The sequence below is a fragment of the Mycobacterium sp. genome (assembly GCF_035570115.1).
In the GTDB taxonomy this organism is placed as follows: Bacteria; Actinomycetota; Actinomycetes; order Mycobacteriales; family Mycobacteriaceae; genus Mycobacterium.
Map to the genome: position 1 here is coordinate 1 of NZ_DATMLH010000047.1, position 17,861 is coordinate 17,861.

14 protein-coding genes and 2 pseudogenes are annotated in these 17,861 nt (G+C 62.3%); 5 read left to right on the forward strand and 11 right to left on the reverse strand.

Annotated elements, in window-relative coordinates:
* Nucleotides 1-213, reverse strand: a pseudogene (locus tag VNW74_RS03145) (tyrosine protein kinase); the annotation flags it as partial.
* Nucleotides 214-716: 503 nt separating this feature from the next.
* On the opposite strand from VNW74_RS03145, the gene VNW74_RS03150 reads away from it, so the two are divergent.
* Both VNW74_RS03150 and VNW74_RS03155 read left to right on the forward strand, forming a co-directional pair.
* Nucleotides 717-2,213, forward strand: coding sequence for a carotenoid oxygenase family protein (locus VNW74_RS03150; RefSeq protein WP_325675155.1), 1,497 nt, complete (start codon nt 717-719; stop codon nt 2,211-2,213).
* An 18-nt stretch (nt 2,214-2,231) separates the two neighbouring features.
* Complete coding sequence (locus VNW74_RS03155) at nt 2,232-3,413, forward strand: spirocyclase AveC family protein (RefSeq protein ID WP_325675156.1); 1,182 nt, start codon at nt 2,232-2,234, stop codon at nt 3,411-3,413.
* 21 nt (nt 3,414-3,434) lie between these two features.
* On the opposite strand, the gene VNW74_RS03160 is transcribed toward VNW74_RS03155, so the two are convergent.
* From VNW74_RS03160 to VNW74_RS03170, 3 genes are read right to left on the reverse strand one after another with little or no spacing between them, the layout of a single operon-like run.
* Complete coding sequence (locus VNW74_RS03160; RefSeq protein WP_325675157.1) at nt 3,435-4,244, reverse strand: hypothetical protein; 810 nt, start codon at nt 4,242-4,244, stop codon at nt 3,435-3,437.
* Complete coding sequence (locus VNW74_RS03165) at nt 4,241-5,056, reverse strand: hypothetical protein (protein WP_325675158.1); 816 nt, start codon at nt 5,054-5,056, stop codon at nt 4,241-4,243. Before VNW74_RS03165 ends, VNW74_RS03160 begins: the two co-directional genes overlap by 4 nt.
* Before the next feature lie 5 nt (nt 5,057-5,061).
* A complete protein-coding gene (locus VNW74_RS03170; RefSeq protein ID WP_325675159.1) occupies nt 5,062-6,417 on the reverse strand; it encodes an NAD(P)/FAD-dependent oxidoreductase in 1,356 nt (451 codons plus the stop codon).
* A gap of 78 nt (nt 6,418-6,495) precedes the next feature.
* On the opposite strand from VNW74_RS03170, the gene VNW74_RS03175 reads away from it, so the two are divergent.
* Entirely contained in the window at nt 6,496-7,200 is a 705-nt protein-coding gene (locus tag VNW74_RS03175; protein WP_325675160.1) for a TetR/AcrR family transcriptional regulator, read from the forward strand.
* 27 nt (nt 7,201-7,227) lie between these two features.
* Here the strand turns inward: VNW74_RS03175 and VNW74_RS03180 are convergent, their stop codons facing one another.
* The 4 genes from VNW74_RS03180 to VNW74_RS03195 form a co-directional block, all read right to left on the reverse strand.
* The gene (locus tag VNW74_RS03180; protein WP_325675161.1) at nt 7,228-8,424 is read right to left on the reverse strand and encodes an aminoglycoside phosphotransferase family protein; all 1,197 of its coding nucleotides are present in this window, start codon (nt 8,422-8,424) and stop codon (nt 7,228-7,230) included.
* A 36-nt stretch (nt 8,425-8,460) separates the two neighbouring features.
* Nucleotides 8,461-9,978 (reverse strand): class I adenylate-forming enzyme family protein, encoded by a 1,518-nt coding sequence (locus VNW74_RS03185; protein ID WP_325675162.1) that lies wholly within the window; start codon nt 9,976-9,978, stop codon nt 8,461-8,463.
* Nucleotides 9,979-10,124: 146 nt separating this feature from the next.
* Nucleotides 10,125-11,141, reverse strand: a complete 1,017-nt coding sequence (locus tag VNW74_RS03190; RefSeq protein WP_325675163.1) for a spirocyclase AveC family protein — start codon at nt 11,139-11,141, stop codon at nt 10,125-10,127.
* Between the two features lie 124 nt (nt 11,142-11,265).
* Complete coding sequence (locus tag VNW74_RS03195; RefSeq protein ID WP_325675164.1) at nt 11,266-12,438, reverse strand: spirocyclase AveC family protein; 1,173 nt, start codon at nt 12,436-12,438, stop codon at nt 11,266-11,268.
* Nucleotides 12,439-12,648: 210 nt separating this feature from the next.
* On the opposite strand from VNW74_RS03195, the gene VNW74_RS03200 reads away from it, so the two are divergent.
* On the forward strand, nt 12,649-13,317 hold the full coding sequence (locus VNW74_RS03200; protein ID WP_325675165.1) for a TetR/AcrR family transcriptional regulator: 669 nt from the start codon (nt 12,649-12,651) through the stop codon (nt 13,315-13,317).
* A 42-nt stretch (nt 13,318-13,359) separates the two neighbouring features.
* Here the strand turns inward: VNW74_RS03200 and VNW74_RS03205 are convergent, their stop codons facing one another.
* A complete protein-coding gene (locus VNW74_RS03205) occupies nt 13,360-14,028 on the reverse strand; it encodes a TetR/AcrR family transcriptional regulator (RefSeq protein ID WP_325675166.1) in 669 nt (222 codons plus the stop codon).
* Nucleotides 14,029-14,143: 115 nt separating this feature from the next.
* Nucleotides 14,144-15,778 (reverse strand): NAD(P)/FAD-dependent oxidoreductase, encoded by a 1,635-nt coding sequence (locus VNW74_RS03210; RefSeq protein ID WP_325675168.1) that lies wholly within the window; start codon nt 15,776-15,778, stop codon nt 14,144-14,146.
* A gap of 400 nt (nt 15,779-16,178) precedes the next feature.
* Here VNW74_RS03210 and VNW74_RS03215 point away from each other — a divergent pair.
* Nucleotides 16,179-16,307, forward strand: a pseudogene (locus VNW74_RS03215) (PEP-utilizing enzyme); the annotation flags it as partial.
* Between the two features lie 107 nt (nt 16,308-16,414).
* Here VNW74_RS03215 and VNW74_RS03220 read toward each other — a convergent pair.
* Nucleotides 16,415-17,230, reverse strand: a complete 816-nt coding sequence (locus VNW74_RS03220; RefSeq protein WP_325675167.1) for a hypothetical protein — start codon at nt 17,228-17,230, stop codon at nt 16,415-16,417.
* Nucleotides 17,231-17,861 lie beyond the last annotated feature (631 nt).

Sequence of the window (17,861 nt, forward strand, 5' to 3'; positions counted from 1 at the left end):
ATGCGTGGGGTTGTCCAGCCCCTCGAAGATGATCACACTGCCCTGCGAGAGCGGGAAGAAGGGTTGATAGCGGATGTAGAGAAACCCACCGATAGCGGCCTCGGGAACTTGGAAACCGAAGTAGTGCGTGTGCACTGTGGAGGGCTCCCACGGGCCCGCGCCGGGTTCGACACCGATCAGGTCGGTGTCTGCTGGATGGGTCTGCAATGGCATCTCAGGACCACCGCCAAGTTCGCAGAACCTTTGTCGTCGAGTTCAGCATCACGGACCCTTCACCAGATATGGCACACACTGTCCCAAAAACGAATTAATTAATTTTGTCAACGATACGAACTGTCGCGGCTTCTTGCGTTTGGATCAGTAAGGTTGGGCCGGCCGGGCAGCATTACCGTTGCACCAGGACCGTTGGCAAGGTCGGGATGTTCCATGTTCGAGAGCTGCTCCAATGACTGCGCGATCTCACGAATAGATAACGATCGCTTACACGATAGCTACCACCGATGCTTCGGCACCTCGCCGCCTAACATAGCAGCGGCGTGTCCGCCAGCGCGACCTTTACCAATTCTACGGGGGCTCGCAACATTTCCGATCGAACTCCTGCCTGCATGTTATGTAAGTGATCGTTTACAGAACGTGGTTTCGGCGCTAGCATCGCTGGTAGCGGCGTCGGTGCGTGCGCGCGCCGCCGCTAAGAAACACGGACCAGAGAGCAGAACATGAGCTACTCCATACCCGACACGGTGACCACTAAGGGACCGTTCCAACCGATGCGGTTCGAAGCCACCGTCGAGGAGTGCATCGTCAGCCACGGCGAGATCCCCAAAGACCTCGCGGGTGGCATCTACCGCACCGGACCGTGCTGGAAGCGGCCGACCAAACAGGGCACGACACCGCTGCTGGCAATGGACGGCATGGTCCAGGGCCTGGTCTTCGACAACGGCCGCGCCGATTTCCGCAACCGCTGGGTGCGCACTCCGAAGTATGTGCTGGAAGAGAAATACGGCCGCGGCATGTTCGACTACGCCGACGGTGGATTCGGCGACTACCGGGACTACGGCTACGGCGACGTGGTGCGCACCCCGCAGAACTCGTACACGCCGCAGGGCACCAGCAGCATCAACATCTTCCCGTTCGCCGGCGACCTCGTGGTGTCCGGCGAATTGGGCGGTGCCCCACAGATCATCGACCCGATCACCTTGGAGACCAAGGGCATCGTGCCCTGGGCGCCGGCCTTGTCCAAGGGACCGCATGATCTGGTGTGCTTCGGCGACGGGACGTTCTGCGCACACCCGAAGTGGGATGAGGACACCGGCGTCCTCTACGGTTGGTCATACAGCGACACCGCGCCGTATGTGTCGATGAAGTACGTGCATCCGGATGGCACGGTGGAGTCCCGTGACCTGTGGGATGCCCCGTACAACACTGTGGCACATGATATTTGGCTTACACCGGAATGGGTTGTCATGCCGTTCCAGCCGTTCATTATCGACCTGCAGCGTAATAGCAAGGGGCTCGCTGTCTTCGGCTGGGAACCCGAACTGCCGATCACCCTCGCGCTGATCCCGCGGCACAACCTGCAGGGCGAGATCCGTTGGATCCAAACCGATCTGCCTGCCCAGTATGTCATGCACACGATGACGGCCAACGTCAAGGGCGACCAGCTCATCCTGGACGCGCCGATCTTCAACAAGCCACCGTTCCCGATGGAGCAGGACTTCAAGGAGGGCGACCAAGCCGCGCTGTTCTTCAGCAACGCCGCCAGCTACCTGGGGCGGTGGACCGTCAACCTCACCACCGGTGACACCAAGGCAGAGCAGCTCTCAGAGCTGCCGTCCGAAGTCTGCAAGGTTGACCAGCGCTTCTACGGAAGAGGTCACCGCTACGGCTTCCAGGTGGGGGGCCAGCCCAAGAAACGCGGGATGAGGATGGACAGCCTCATCCGCAACGACGTGGACAAGGTGACCGAACAGGTCTACCAGATCCGGGGCGACGGCGAACTGGCCGCGGTGCTCGAAGCGTCCTTCGCACCGCGCACCACCGACGCCGCCGAGGGCGACGGCTACATCATCGTGCCGGTGTCGTGGTGGGGCGAGCGTCGCGGCGAGTTCCAGATCTTTGACACCGACGACATCACCGCCGGGCCTATCTGCAAGATCGAGCTGCCCTTCCACATGGGCTGGACCCCGCACGGCCACTGGATGGACTTCCGCTAAACGATACAGAGGTGTCCCATGACGACGACTCCTGCCACCGCTACCCAAAGTTCACGCTCGACCGGCGTCGCCTCCCCGCCGAATGTGGTTGCACTGGAACCACACCGGTTGGTTCCAGTGAAATGGTGGGCTGGCCTGGGCACGGTAATCCTGGCGTTCATCGCCTATGTGTTGATCAAATGGGTAGCCGGTCCGTTCTTCGAGCGGGTGCCGACCGGTCCCACCGACCCACCGACGTTCATGAAGGTGGCGATGGTCTTCTTTCAGGCCGTGTCGATTCCCGTCGGCATCGGCCTCATAGGCTGGTTCGTGGTGCGCCCGATCATGCGTCAGCGGCGATTGACTCTCGACGGCATGCTGGTGATTGCCTTTTCGACGCTGTGGTTCCAGGACCCGTTGTCGGCCTACGGTGGTCATTGGTTCAGCTACAACTCGTGGGCCATCAATTACGGCTCCTGGGTACACGGTGTCCCGGGTTGGCTATCCAACGGGAGACCGGGCGCGATGCTGGTCGAGCCGATCCTGATCATGCCGGGGTTGTACGTCTACGTTTTCGTCATCACGATGTTCCTCGGTTGCGCAATCATGCGACGGGCCAAGGCCAAGTGGCCACAAATCGGCACTCTCGGACTGATCGGCGTCTGTTTCGTCGGTATGGTCGCTTTCGACATCATCCTCGAGGGCGTTATCTTCATGCCGCTCGGTATCTGGGAGTACCCGGGCGGTCGCGGCTTCGCCATCTTCAGCGGGTCCTACCACGCCTTCCCGCTCAATGAAATCGTCACGGTCTCCGCGACGTTCACCGCGGTTGCCGGCCTGCGATACTTCCGTAACGACAGAGGCCAGACGCTGGTCGAACGCGGCGCTGAAAATCTTCGGATGTCCGATCGCACGCAGCTGGTGGTGCGGGCGCTAGCGGTGTTGGCCGGAGTGCACGTGGCACTGTTCCTTACCTATAACGTGCCGAACTACTGGATCGGAACCCACTCCAAGGAATGGCAGCGCGATCTTGTTGACCGGTCTTACCTCACCGACGGATTATGCGGCCAGGGCACCGATCGCGCGTGTCCCGGCCCGGGTGTCCCATTGAGCCGCAACGATAACAGCGACTCCGGCAAGGGTTCTGCATACATCACGCCTGACGGCAAGGCCGTCATACCACCGCACACCACACTGCCCACGCAATACCCGTTTCGCTGAACGCCAGCTTCGAATAGCGATTCATACGCCGACGGCGCCAACGGTTTTCGTGTGCTCCAGCGCCGCCGACGTCCGCGCCGCGTAGACGATCAGCAGGTCCAGCGCGGCGAGGCCGATAGTAACGGTCAGTGCAGCAGCCAGCCATCGCACGGGCGCGGAAGCTTGGGCATTGAGGGCGCTGAAGATCGGCCATCCAACCGCGACACTGCCCGCCGCATCGCACACCATCGGAAGAAAAAGCAGATACACCGCACGCCAGCCGGTGAAGGAGTCCCCCGCCGCCAGCAGCAACACGGCAAGGGCCAGCGGTCCCACCGTATTGATGACGATCCAATACACCGGAAAGCCACCAACCTGCAACGGCGCGTCGCCGTAATAGCTGTAGATGCCACTGGCCAAAATCGGCAACTCGACTGCAACGTCGACCACCGCTAGCACACCCACCCAGCCCCACAGCTGCCGACGGGTCATGCCGCGGAGCAGATTCCGCAGGATCAGATAGGGCATCCCACCGAAGAAAACGATATAGATACCCAAGCCCCACAACGGAACACGTGAGAAGGTGTCCAGTGCCGTCCACTGACCCACGACCGGATGCCAGACCAATCCCAGCACATCGTCGATGGGTTCGTTGAAGTATGAGATCGCCCCGCCGATAAGCAGTAGCACCAGGGTGGCCGAACGCCTTTGGGCGATCTCTCGTATCGCGTACACGGCGAAGCCGGCCACCAGCACGGCCATGGCCACGGTTGCCACGAGTTGAGCGGTTTGCGGCATCTCCGTGCCATCGGGGGTCGCCGGCAGATCGAAATGCCCACGGACCCAGCTCATGACTGGGCCTGCAGTTGATCTGCCGGTTCCGCGGCCTTGTGCATCTTCAGAGTGTGGGCGTAGATCCAGCGGGCCGTCGCGTCGAGGATCGCCAGCCCGATTGCACAGGAAACGAGCGCGCCGGCCCAGGTCACCCACGCCGAGGCGCCCGGCACGTGCAGCGCGTTGTAGACGGGCAGACCCACGGCGGCGCTGCAGGCGGCATCGGTGACCAGTGGCAGAAACAGCACCAGCGGAGCCCGCCAGCCCGTGAAGTAGCCCGGCACCGCGAACAAGATGGCCGCACAAAGGATTGGGCCGGTGGTGTTGATGAACAGCCAGTACAACGGAAATCCACCGATGCTCATCGGCACCTGCCCGTAGCCGAAGTATGTGTAGAGCCGAAAGTGCAGCAGCGGCAACTCGATGATCAGGTCAGCGACAAAGGTGATGGCGATGCCCGTCCAGAACGCGCGTGGCGTGAAGGTCAATCTACGCAGTTCGAGCAGCAATACGTACGCGATGCCCCCGAAGAAAATGATGTAGGTGGGTAGCCCCCAGTGCGGGATCGGGCCCATCGTCTCGAAGACCACGTCCTGACCCGGCCTGGGGTGGTACACCAAACCCAAGATGTCGTCGAGCGGTTCGTTGAATAGCGCGATCCCGCCGCCTGCCAGCAGCACCAGTCCCAGCGGCGAACCGGTTCGCCGCCACTGGTGCACCGCAAAGACCACGAGCGCGACCACCCCGATCCACAGAACAATCTCCGCGATCGTCTGTGGGACCCGCGGGAACACCATGTACGGCGGCGTCGGAATGTTGAATTGGGCCATGGTGATTACGCGGTCAATGCGGCGGCGGGTGAAAGTGCCTGCAACAGCTCACGTGCGGCCCGTTCACCGGCCGTAGTGGCGGTGTTGACGTTGCCCGACGAGTTGTAAGACCCGGCGAGCTGGATACGGCTCTTCAGATTCCGGGCAGCATGGAAACGGCCCAGGTCGCGGTACAACCCGGGATGGCTGTAGACGAGCACCGGGTACCACCGGTTCACCCGCGTGAACTCGATCGCATCAGCCAAACCGGGTATCGCCTTCTCTGCGTCGGGGAGCACGTCAGCCAGGATTTCGTCGTCGGTGGCATCCATATGGTCGACTGCCCACTGGTTCATCATGAACAGCGACACCAGGCCCTTGCCCGCCGGCGCGCGTCCCGGTGCCTTGTTGTGTTCGAGGATGATCGCGAACAGCCCCTCAGACACTGGCCGGGGCACGACGATAAAGGAGGCTGGGCAGTCCGGAATCCGATTGAGTGCCAGGTTGATCGACATCGTCGAGGTGTACTTGAGCTCCCGTAAAAACTTCGCGCGTTCGGTATCCAGCTGCGGCACGATGTCAGGGACTCTGTTGCCCATGGAACTGACGATGGCTCCGGCACCGCGTTCCGTGTACTGCTTGCCGTCAGGCCCGACGCAGGTGATCGTCACGCCCTTGGAGTCTTCAAAGACTTCGACAACTTCGGTGTTGAGGCGCACGTCGGGTATGGCCGCGGCCAGTCGGTTGGGAAACGAGGAATACCCGTCGCGAAAGGCATACAGCTTGGTGCCAAGCACCTTCTGCCAGAGGAAGAAGAACTCCACCACCGAGATCACGTTGGCCGGCACGCCAGCTCCACCACGCACGGTGGGCTCTATCAGATAGTCGTAGAGCTCGCCGTCGAGGCCGCGCCGCCGGCAATATTGTTCTGGCGTCTCGGTGTCGAAGGCGCCGGCCATGGACAAGTCTTCGTAGCTGAGAAGTTTGCGTAGCTTGAACGAGTCCGCGGCGAGCCTGGCAACCTTCAACTTGGAACGCAGCGACAGCAGCTTTGTGCGCGCCGCGTCAATGACGAGCCGGTTCGCCCGCAGGTAATGCATCTGGTTGCCACGCATGAACCCCATCAACGAGTTCGCCGGTATCAACTCATCGGTCATGCCGATGTCGTCGACCAGCCGCATCACGCTGTCGTAGGCCGCCGGCAGGATCGTCGTCCCCGCTTCCATCAGATAGCCATCGCGATTGATCGAAAGCAGTTGTCCACCAACACGATCTCGGGATTCCATCACTACGACGTCGCGACCGGCCTCTCGTAGCCGCCATGCCGCCGCCAGCCCGGACGGACCTGCGCCGACGACGTACACCTTCGACAGCTCAGACATGCCGTGCACTGTATCAAACAGATAGTTTGATAAAAAGACATTCTGTATGATCATCTGCACAGTGCGTATACTCGTCGCGTGGACGCGTCGCCCCCCCGACCTTTGCAACTGTCAAGGCCTCAGCGCCGCAGCATGCTCAGCCGGCATTTCGTAAGCGTCGTCGAAAATCTGGTCGAGAACGGAGTGAGGTACGCCGACCTGAGCGTCGAGGCGATTATCACCGCGGGTGGTATTTCACGCTCCACGTTCTACGTCTACTTTGACGACAAGGGCGATCTGCTTGTCGCGATGGCGCAGGATGTAATCGGCGACCTGCTCGCCGACGGCGCGTCGTGGTGGGAACTGCCCGTCGACGGAACGCGCGAGGATCTGCGCAAGGCTCTGCGTGTGCCGATCGATACCTACCGCAAACACCGAACAATTCTGGGAGCCATAGCCGAGACCGCGGCCTATGACCCGCGGGCGCAACAACAGCAGCAGAACCTGATCGACCAAGTGGTGTCCGCGCTGACAACGTATATCGGCGACGCGCAGCGTGCCGGAGTTGCCGATGCCCATCTGGACGCCGCACGCACCGCGCAATGGCTGATCTGGATGATCGAACGCGGGCTTTATCAACTGGTCGGTACCGCCGACGACGACGAGGTCGAGCGTCAGCTCGATTCGCTCGTCGAGATCGTTTGGCGGGTGGTCTATCTCAGCGGCCGTGGCGCGCCGAGCCGGCCAACCGAAGCGCCGCCCGCCAAACAGGCCTCCAGGAATAGGCGGAAGTCACTCAATTAACGCAACAACCGGCACCTACCGCCGCGGTCACATGCCCAGTGCTGCGAACACCTCGAGGTCCGCGCAGGCTTGTGCCGAGCGGTCGATGTTCGCCAGGCTGATTTCGGGCTTCTGCATCTGCGGTTGCAATTTATTGGAGCCGATGGTGCCGAGCCACATGAACATCGCGTGGGGAACCATCTGGCGGTAGCGCAGCCAGAGTGTCTCGGCGTCAGGCACGTTCGTGGCGCCGTGTTTGCCAAGAAGCTGGCCGTAGAGCTCAACAAGCTCACGTTCCCAGGCGCGTCGGTGCTCGATCGTCAGGTTGCCGATCAGCGCGTATGCGAGGTCTTGGACGCCGAGACCGTGCAGCATGCACTGCCAGTCGAATAGACCGACCCGCCCGTCACCGGTGACGTACCAGTTGCCCGCGTGAACATCGCTGTGCGCGATGGTACGCGGCCCGTCCGCCGATATGCGCCGGCTGCGGAGCAGGGCTTCGATGAAATCGTTTTTGCGCGAGAAGATCTCACGGGGCATTACGTGCTCCGAGCGGTCGAACCCGACTAAGGCGTTGCGGTCCATCATCATCAACTTGTTGAGTCGCAGCTGCCAGGAGTACGGGTCCATCAGCCAGTCGAACCGGCGCCTTAGGCCCGGCTGGTCCCAGTAAGTTGCGTGCAGCGTCGCGAGCAGGTCGACGGCGTCCTCGGCCCAGTCCCTGCTGAAGTGGCGCGTCAGGATCGTGTCGGTCTTGGCGCCCCGGGTCCGTGTCACATCCTCCATGATGAACAGCGAGCGATTGGATTTCGGGTCCCAGGCAGCGTAGTAGCCCGCAGGCGCCTCGATATCGACTTCGGCGCGGATCGTCCGGTAGAAGGCGTGCTCAGCGGGTAGCAGGTTGGCTGTGGTGGTGACCAGCCGCGTCAACAGGGTCGGGGAGGACTTGGTGAACAGATAAACCGGTAGTCCGACTTGGGTACCCGCGGCGTTGTAGGTTACCTCGACGGTTCGGCGGGCCGATGTGCCGTCGTCTTTCGGGCCGAGCGTGAAATGTTCGACCCGTGCGCCCGGCGTCCTCGAACACAATGCGGCGGTAAGCCATTCGACGGTCAGCGCGGCCGGCGATGGCGGAACCCGGTCGAGGGTCGTCGGTCGCGGCCGGACGATCTTCTCATAGACGATGGCCGCCGACGTCCTCGCGACAGTGGAGCCGATTTCGGTGATGGCGGCAACGGAAGGCATTGGCACTCCTTTCGCGCTCGGCTCAGGTCAGCGAAGTTATCTGGCACGGTTCGAAGCCAATGTGTTTCTCAGCAAGTGTTTTTGGGCCTTTCCGGCCCCATTGCGCGGGATGGGCGCGAAAATGAACTCGCGCGGGATCTTGTAATCGGCGATGCGAGAGGTGCAGTACTGCCGGATCGAGGCAGGCGTGAGATCAGACCCATTGACCGCGGTGAGGAACGCCACGATCGTTTCGCCCCATTCCGGGTCTGGCTGGCCCACCACGGCGACATCGATTACATCCGGATGGTCGGCGATAGCCTGCTCTACTTCTGCTGAGTAGACATTGCGGCCCCCAGTGATGATGACGTCTTTCAGTCTGTCGACCAGACGCATGGCACCGTCGTCGCACACCTGCATCAAGTCACCTGTGTGCAACCAGCCGTCGCGGATTACCTCCTGCGTGGCTCGCGGTTGGTTCCAGTAACCCTTGGTGATGGCCTCGCCACGAAACACGAGTTCGCCAACCTGGCCGGGACGCGTGTCGTTTCCGTCCTCGTCGACAACACGAGCCTCGATAAAGGGCTGTGCGAGGTGGCCAGATGACTGCGGTCGACTCCGCACCTGCTCCATCGTCGAGTAGATCCCGGTGGGTCCGGCTTCGGTCTGGCCACATTGCTGGAAGAAGGCGACGTGCGGAAACGTGGCCAGCAGCCGCTCGATGGCCGCCGCCGGCATCGGCGCGGCACCGAATATTCCGACCCGCCACGATGTCAGGTCACAACGGTTGGCCTCATAACGGCCGAGGATCTGCTGATACATGGTCGGGACAGCGAAAAGCCATGTTGCCCTGTATCTCTCGACCATTTCCAGCACTGTTGTCGAATCAAACTTCGGCACGACGATGTGGGTTCCGCCTAGCAGCGTCGTCGCATTCAAGAAGGTCATTCCACCCGAGTGGTACATCGGCGCCAAGTGCAGGTAGCGATCGCCGTCACGCAGGCCCAGCGAGACGATCTGCGCCATCGCCGCCCACACTGCACGGTGGTGATCAAGCAGCACACCCTTGGGTTTTCCGGTGGTCCCGGAGGTGTACAGAATGAACGCGTCGTCTTGCTCGACGGCGCGATCTTCATGTACCGCATCGCCGTAGCCGCCGGCGAGCAGATCGGGATAGCGTGTCGACGCGCCGAGCGAGAGCAATGTGATGGGCACCGCTGTGCGACCTGCGGCCTCGGCCAGGTGGGCTTCACCGGCGCCGAAGGCCAATACGGTGCTGCCGGAATCGTCCAGGATGTAGACCAGCTCCGGTGCGGCCAACCTGGTGTTCACCGGCACGACGATCGCGCCGAGCCGCGACGCGGCGTGGGAGGCGATGATGAATTCCGCCGAGTTGGCCGACAGGATGGCGATTCGGTCATGTTGCCGCAGCCCGAACGCGGCCAGCGCCGCCGCGGCATTGGAGATGTCGGTCTCCAGTTCTCGCCATGTCCACCGCCGCTCGGCGGTGACGATCGCGTCACGTTCGCCAACCCGGTTGGCGTTGAGTAACGCCGTTCCACCTATGGTCGGCATCGCCTGCCTTCGCTTCAGCCATCTATTATTGAGCCCAGTCATATCAATATAAAGAGGCCCTGCAGGACGGTCAACGGCGCCGTAAGAAGCTAGAGCAGGCGTCCGTTGTGGTAGCTGCGAAATGTGAAGCGAGCCGGATGTGATTCCTATCCCTGAGGGCAAACCCGCGCGGTGCCGACGCCGCAGATGTGGTCGTTGAGGTAGCTGTTCTGCTGCATATCCTCATGCCACGCCGAGTTCGGGGTGATGGTGGTCCAGATCGCCATCGGCACGTGATAGCCCAACAACAAGCACATCTGCATCGCCGCGAATACGGCAAAGAACCGGAGCGTGCTCGGCCTGGCCCCGCTCCTCCCGAACTGCTCGGACCCTCGCTCGACAAGGGTCTCGCCGCGGTCATTGCGGAAGTAGCGCAAAGCCGTGACGGCGGTGATCGTCACTGCCACCAGAACGATATTGGCGAGCGCATTGTGGGAGTAGTAGCTGTCGAGCAACGGAATCGACGGACCGGTGTGATCGTAGATGCCCAGCCGCATGACAACGAGGCCCTCGAGGACGATATCGATCACCACAATCGTGATGAAGCAAATCGCCAGCAACCCGATGTTGGGCAGCTGAGGCCACCTCGAACGGGCCCGCCGCATCACCAGGCAGCCGAGAACGGGGATGCCCAGGAACATTCCTGCGTAGAGCGCCGGAATGAAGAAGATCGGCCAGGCGATCTGTGCACCGGGCTCGTTGAAGGACTGCCAGCCTGGCATTCCCACCATCGGTGTACCCCAGTTGACGAAATAGGAGTTGTAGGCGAACCACACGTGGAAGTACGAGCTCAGTGGGTCGTACATCGACACGCACAAGGCGGTAAGCACCAACAGTCCGTCGAATGGAATCCGGCGCTCGCGGCGAAAGGGCAGGACCACAAAGCGGTAGACCAGCACGACCACCATCGCCGTGGACAAGACCTGCACGGTGAGGATGGCGACTTTCATCCAGGTAGGCGGAACCGTCGGCCCGTAGGACACCTCAGCGAAGTTCGGGCCGGCGACCCACTTCACCAGCAAGTAGGCCTGGATGCCGGCTAGCAGGATGCCCAGGGCCGCAGCCGCTTTCAGTGGCGTAACGCGCCGAACCCGGCTGCGGGTTTCTACGGCCGACCGCACCATGCGATGCTCCTCACGAATTTGTTGTCACTGAACCTCGAGGGATGTCGGCAATTCCTATGCGGGCGACGGCGGGGAGCTTCTAGAGTTTTCGCGTCGTCGCCCGCGTAAGAATTTGCAGGCGTGCCTACTTCGTCGCGAACCGGGTGACTTGGTTAGCGTCGGCCGGTGCCGGGCTGCCTTCACGGACGATGAAGTTGCCGTGCGGGTCGAAATGACCGGAGTGCCGGGTGGGCATCGGCAGAGCGGGCGACGGGCAGGCCTGATCAGTTCCGGGCCCACAGATTCCATTCGTCCAGTAAGAATTTTGCTGCGCATCCTGAGGCCAGGCCGCGTTGACGTTGTTGGTGATCCAGTACGGAACGTTGTAGGTCACCATGTAAATCGCCGCGCAGATCGCGGCCATTGCGCTAAACCGCAGCGCAATGGAACCCGCCTTGCCGACCTTGATCTTCTCGACGCCCCGCTCGACCAGCGTCTGGCCCCTGTCGTTGCGGAAGTACAGGAGCGAGGCGTAGCCCACGCACCAGGCACCCGCGAAAACTGCTTCGTAGACCGGCATCTGGTAGTAGTGGCCATACCACAAGGTGAGTGCTGGCACCGCGCCGTGATAGCCGTAGATGCCGGCCCGCATGTAGACGACCTCCAGCGCCAGGAAGGTCAACGTCGCCAGCACATAGGTCCACACCAGCAGTGTCGGTGTGCTCATGGCCGGCCAGCGCGAGCGCATCCTGCGCATCGACCACGCCAAGAACGCGATCACCCCGAACAAACCCCATACGTAGGCGGTGACGACAAAGCCGAGCGGATAGGCCTGCATCGCACCCGGCTTGCCAGCCGTGATCGAGCCCCAGAAAGGTGTGTCAGCGACCCACGACCCCATGTTCGGAAACCAGCTGTTGTAGGTGAAGAACGCGTGGAAGCAGTTCGCGAACGGATCAAAGAACCAACCGAAGGTGGCGAACCACACCAGCATCAGTCCCTCGGCGGTGACGCTGCGTGAGCGCCGCCAGGGCTTGACCACCCAGTTCCAGAAGAACCACACCGTCGCAATCGCTCCCCCGACGGTGATCGCGGTGCCGGCGATCTTGAACCCCAGCGGCACCGGCGTGGGACCCGGCGGCACGTTCTGGAAGTTCGGCCCGGTCACCCACTTGATCAGCACATAGGCCTCAAACGCGAGGATCAGGGCACCGAAAAACGCCCAGATCTTGACCGCGGCTATCGGTTTGGGCATCGGGGGCTGGGTTGCCCGATCTGGCGTGGTCACTGCGTTTGCGGATCCCATGGTCGCGGTCATTTCGGCTCCTAGGTCAGGGCTTGCGATACCTCGATGCTACGCAGATAGCTAGCCTTCTGTCTATACATCTGTCTACTCAATTGTATGGTGATATTCTGCTGTTCAACAGGGTTACTGACCGACACGACAACAAGGAGTCGTCTGGACTAGATAGCTGTCTAGCTGCTAGTCTGGCGAGCAGTTGGGCCGGCTATCGAGTGGAGAAAAAACGTGGCGTCCTCGACACTGGGCCGTGACCCGGCCTTGGCGCGATTCCTTGACCGTCCACGAATGCGCAGGGGGAACAGCGCCACCGAAACGGCCATCTTCAAGGCCACCGAGAAACTGTTGGCAAGGGAGCCGTTTGCCGACCTCAGCGTCGCGCAGATCATCGAGCGCGCCGGGATTTCGCGAGCCAGCTTCTACCATTACTTCAGCTCGAAGCTCGGCGTGATCGCCGGACTGCTGGTGGCGGTCATGGACGACATCTTCGACACCGCCAGCCCGTTTCTGCACCGCCCCGGCACGACGGTCGTCGAGTCGCTGCGCATCAGCATCCAAAACGCCATGGACATCTGGACTGAGCACCGGGTCCTGCTGCGGGTCGTGATGGAGAACTGGGCGTCCTCAGACGAGCTCGAGGCACAGTGGACCGGCGTGATGAACCGCTTCGCCGAGGCAGTAGCCATCGAGATCGACGACGAACGCGACACCGGGCACCTGCCGCCCGGGCTGCCCAGCCGCGAACTCGCCGCAGCGCTCATCTGGAGCACCGAGCGCTGCCTTTACATAGCCGGGCGGGAGGCTCACGGGACTGATTTCGACGAGCGCGCCCGGGTCGAAGTGCTTGTCACCCTATGGGCGGGCGCCCTGCAACTGGGCCAAGCGGAAACGTCCTGAACTCTGACGTCTAACCGCGCCGGGGTGCGTACTTGTGCCTGTTTATGCGTCGGGCAACAGAGGGGGCGCAGTGACGGCGCCGTGAGCTTCACTGGACGGCGACAGCCGTAGCCCGTAGAGCATCAGGTTGGCGATGTGGGTGATGATGCGTTCGCGCGAGATGCGGTTGCGGCCGGCGGGAAGGAACCAGCGGCGGTATGCCACGACGGAGGTCACCATAGCCACCAGGAGGCGTGCGTTGAGTTCCATTTCGTTTCCGCTGAACCAGCCCCGCCGCTCAGCTTCCTGTTCACCCATGTCGCGAAGCTGCGCGAAGATGTCGTTGAACAACTGTTGGATTTGTTCCGTCGTGGCCGGATCGAGGAGTTCTTCTGCGGTAAGCAGCCCGGCGACAGCTGCGTCATGAGCTCGCAGGCTGTCATACAGGTCGGCGACCAGCTCACGCATGAGGTGACCCTCGTCGATCGGGGCCGCAAGACTGCGTTTCCAGGCGGCGGTAAACAATTGCATCGATTCGACAAAAGGCGCCACCAGTGCTTCGCGAAAGAGATGACCTTTGCTGGGGAAATGGCGGAATATCACCGACATTGAGACCCCGGCCGCCTCGGCGATCTCGTCGGTGGTGACGCGGGCGAGTCCCTTTGTCCGAAATGCGGCGGCGGAGGCGTCCAGCACGAGTCGACGCACCTGCTGCGATGAGCGTCGCTTCACCGCGTGAAGTCTACGGGGGATGGCGAACAGAGATGTTCAGACTCTTTAAATAGGGCCGCGTGCTGAATTGTCATGCGGCTATGCCGCGATATGAGATACGAAGCTCTCGGATGATTCACTGACTTGTGAGCGGGTTTCGAGAGCACCCGTCGCTGCCGTGCGGAGGGTGTCGTCGCAGCGCGCCGAGGCGGCCGCCAAGTGTCTGCTTGAGCATCGTGCGGGCGGTGATGCGCCCGGGCCAGCCGTTCGTCCCCGACATCGGATGCGTTCCGTGACCAGAGCGCCACAATCCCTCGATCCCGGGGGTCTCGTAGCCGGACAGGGCCGGGCTGGGGCGCCACGGCCCGATCTGGCTCGGGATGAGGTCCACCGAGCGTGATGAGCCCTTGAACACCCATGGGTTGTTGAGGTCGTGGGGGCCCCGAATGCTCACGCCGAGGATGGTGTCGCGGATGCCAGGTGAGTACTGCTCGAGGTGGTCGATGACCCGGTCGAAATAGCCCCGCTTGACGTCGGCCCAGTCGCTGCCGTCGGCGAGGTTGTACGGGACCGCGCCGACCCAGACGGCGATGCTGTCGCCGTCGCTGCCGTCGGGAACCAGCGTGCGATCCAGCACGGACGGGATCGCGATGTAAAACGGTAGTTCGTCGGCGAGCTCGCCGCGCTTAATGCCGGCCATCAGTCGTTCCACGTAGTCGACGCTCGGCGCGAAGCTGAGCCCAGCGAGCTGATCGTCGGTCACGTCGTGTCCGGGAAAGGTCGGGCGGCGGCTGACCGCGAAGTCCGCTTTGAAGTGGCTGACGCCGCTGGCGAGCACTTGCATCTTGGCGACCTGCGCCTGCACCTTTGGGGGAATCGCGTCCGGCTCGAGTAGCCGGGTGAACAGAGATGTCGGATCGATCGCGGCGACCACCTCCTTCGCCAGCATCTCCTCCCCGCCCTGGAGCTCGACGCCACGGGCCTTGCCGGCGTGGTGCAGGATTCGCTCGACGGGCGCGAACGTGCGGATCTCACCGCCTGACGCGCGCACGCACGCCGCGAGTGCATCGACGAATGCTCCTGCGCCGCCGACCGGCCGGTGCAGTGGGACCAGGTGCAGGAGCGCGAAGTACGCAAGGATCGACGTGTTCATGGGCTCGTCGAGCGGCCGGAAGCTCCCGGTTGCGACGTTCATCGCGATGAACGCCTTCATCTCTTCGCGCTCGAAGTCGTCCATGATCTCCAACGGCGTCTGAAGCAGGAGCCTGGTACCGGGGAGCAGGTGCCGCCGCTGCTTCCGCGCACGCCGCGCCAGCTCCAGGACCGTTCGCGCGCTCGGCCGCGTGGGATGGTCTGCCAGGTACGGGAGCCCGACGTCGGCGCACGCCATCAGCGTGGTCATGAGCTCCCGGTAGGTCTCGGCGTCCTTCTTCGACAGCCGCGCGATCGACCCACAGGTCTTGTTAAGGTCACGGTAGAGCGAGAACTGCGTGCCCTGGGGACTGAGGTAGGTGTTGTGCGGGTCCGGCAGGGTCCACCGCAACCCGTACCGCGACAACTCGAGCTCGTCGACGATCGAAGGCTTGAGCTGGACGAACGGGAACTCGAAACCGAACGTGTTCATCCGGAAGCCCGGCGCCCCCGGAACGTCCCCGCTTACAACGAAGCCACCGAGCCCGGCATTCGCCTCGAGCACCAGCACCCGCCGGCCCGCTTGGGACAGATAGGCCGCACACGTCAATCCGTTGTGGCCACCACCCACGATGATCACGTCGTACAAGGGACTCTCCTGGTCGGTAACAAAAACCGGTCACTCACCCAAATAAGGGAGTGACGACTCTTTAGTTCTGACATAACATGCCTGAAAATGCGCCGAAGATCAACAGTTGGGGTACGCCACTCCTTCTCTTTGCCGGCTCAGGTCTTTCGACCGCATCTTCCAGCGCGCGAAGTAGCCAATCGGTCGGTTGACCTCGTCACCCAGAAGCGGGGGTATCGCGATAACGACCGAGTCGACTCGGACACCGCAATGGCGCTGTGACAGCGCCGCCGTCACGAACGCCGCATCGATGTCCTCGACGCAGGCCCGCAGCCTCACTGCGTGGTGTGAACTCTTGGCGACTCAGCTACACCGCGACGAAGCGCCGGCGCGGCGCACGCAGCTGGGCGGCGCCATCGTTGCCCGTGAACTCGGAATCCCTTGTGTCATAAACACGGTGGACGGCAGCCGCAGGCTGCGCACCGGCGATCGAGTGACCGTCGACGGTGGCGCGGGCTCGGTACGGCTGCAGCCGCAATAGACCACAACCTGCCCTCACGTTCGGAAATCGGTGGCCTAACGCTGGTGGCCGTTCAGGTTCCGCGGCATCACGAACGTCGTCTCGATTCGCTTGCGCCGCGTGCGCTGTCAGATGATATCGCGGTCGAGGTGATCGCTTTCCGGCGAGGTCGGGTACTCCACCGCTTTGACCAGCCAGACAGTGTTTGCGACGAACTGGATGCCGAAGACCACCGCAGGCAACCAGAACACAAAGACTCCGTTCCACGCGAACGGCCCGTCTTTGAAGAACTGCAACACGATCGCCGGGGTGTAGACAATCGTCGCCCAGATGTTGAGGTAACCAAGCCAACGCGGAAACAGGGGCCTGCGCCGGGAATCGGTGAGAATCGCAAAGGCGAACGCGAAGTTCTGGGCCATAAACGGCGCCCACGGCATCACCACAATGAACCACGCCATGTCGTTGAGCGTCTGGGTCGTCTCCGGTGACCGCTCAGGACGAAACGCGGTGACCGCCCACAGCATCGCCGGCATCATGAATGTCACCGCGGCCACCGCACCGCCTGCTAGAGCAACCCCCGCGGCGGTGTGTCCGGACCCCGGAATGCGGCGGATCTGACCGTAAATCGCTCCCGAGTAGACGATGTAGAACATCGACGCGAGAAGAATCAACGCCGCACCGAACCTGATACCGGTCGCATGCTGCTGGTAGTGCGCAGCAATCTGGATCGCCGACGCACCGGGCCGCAACGGCGGCAAGAACCCACAAAACAGCAGGCCCCCGAAGAACAACAGGGGACACACCACGCCGCTAATCGCACACAGCCGCTGGAAGGTTTGCTGAACCCTGATCGCCGAGGATCCCGAAGCGCCGGCTGCCTCGACGGACACCGCCGTCGTCCCGCCTTCAAAGTCAGTCCCGCCGACGTCGTGCTGCAGTGCCATGACGATTGCTCCCTACGATCGGGCTGACAGGCCGGGCCGCTCGAAACCAGATGTCGGAGGGCTCAATGAGCGGCGATGGCCGGCAAAGCCTTTCCCGTGCCCGCTGACGCGGCCACGCAAGACCTGCCGCACGCGCGGGCACTGAACAATCGTCAACACCGCCCACTTTCCGAGTCTGGGCACCCGGATCGCCCAGTATTGGCCAAGCTAACCTACGATGAAATAACTTTCAATGGTGAGCCGACATTCAATGAGCCCCCGAGACCCGTATTGAGCTGGCCATGACCGGTAGCGAGCAGCTGGCCGATCGTCTCAAGAACGGCAGTCCTGTACAAGATGCCGATGAACCCGAATCCCTTGTGCCATCAATACTATGGACGACAGCCGCAGGTTGCGCGCAGGCGACCAACTGACCGCCGACGCGACCAGATTCCCGGCCACGTGTTCCTAGCCATTGCCTCCGACGATAAACCGACCTAACATATATCGAATTACTGTGCGCGTTTCGAAGGGAAGCCCATGTCGATCCCGTCGGTCGCCGAGGTCGCTGGCGCCACCGCCAGCCATCTAGGTATGACAATCACCGAGGTGCGCAGGCAAACACGCTGGCGCCCAACGTGGTTCGTGCGTG

Excerpts from the sequence above, each read along its gene's own strand:
- VNW74_RS03150 (WP_325675155.1), top strand. The coding sequence starts at position 717 with ATGAGCTACTCCATACCCGACACGGTGACCACTAAGGGACCGTTCCAA.
- VNW74_RS03155 (WP_325675156.1), top strand. The coding sequence starts at position 2,232 with ATGACGACGACTCCTGCCACCGCTACCCAAAGTTCACGCTCGACCGGC.
- VNW74_RS03160 (WP_325675157.1), bottom strand. The coding sequence starts at position 4,244 with ATGAGCTGGGTCCGTGGGCATTTCGATCTGCCGGCGACCCCCGATGGC.
- VNW74_RS03165 (WP_325675158.1), bottom strand. The coding sequence starts at position 5,056 with ATGGCCCAATTCAACATTCCGACGCCGCCGTACATGGTGTTCCCGCGG.
- VNW74_RS03170 (WP_325675159.1), bottom strand. The coding sequence starts at position 6,417 with ATGTCTGAGCTGTCGAAGGTGTACGTCGTCGGCGCAGGTCCGTCCGGG.
- VNW74_RS03180 (WP_325675161.1), bottom strand. The coding sequence starts at position 8,424 with ATGCCTTCCGTTGCCGCCATCACCGAAATCGGCTCCACTGTCGCGAGG.
- VNW74_RS03185 (WP_325675162.1), bottom strand. The coding sequence starts at position 9,978 with ATGCCGACCATAGGTGGAACGGCGTTACTCAACGCCAACCGGGTTGGC.
- VNW74_RS03190 (WP_325675163.1), bottom strand. The coding sequence starts at position 11,141 with ATGGTGCGGTCGGCCGTAGAAACCCGCAGCCGGGTTCGGCGCGTTACG.
- VNW74_RS03195 (WP_325675164.1), bottom strand. The coding sequence starts at position 12,438 with ATGACCGCGACCATGGGATCCGCAAACGCAGTGACCACGCCAGATCGG.
- VNW74_RS03220 (WP_325675167.1), bottom strand. The coding sequence starts at position 17,230 with ATGGCACTGCAGCACGACGTCGGCGGGACTGACTTTGAAGGCGGGACG.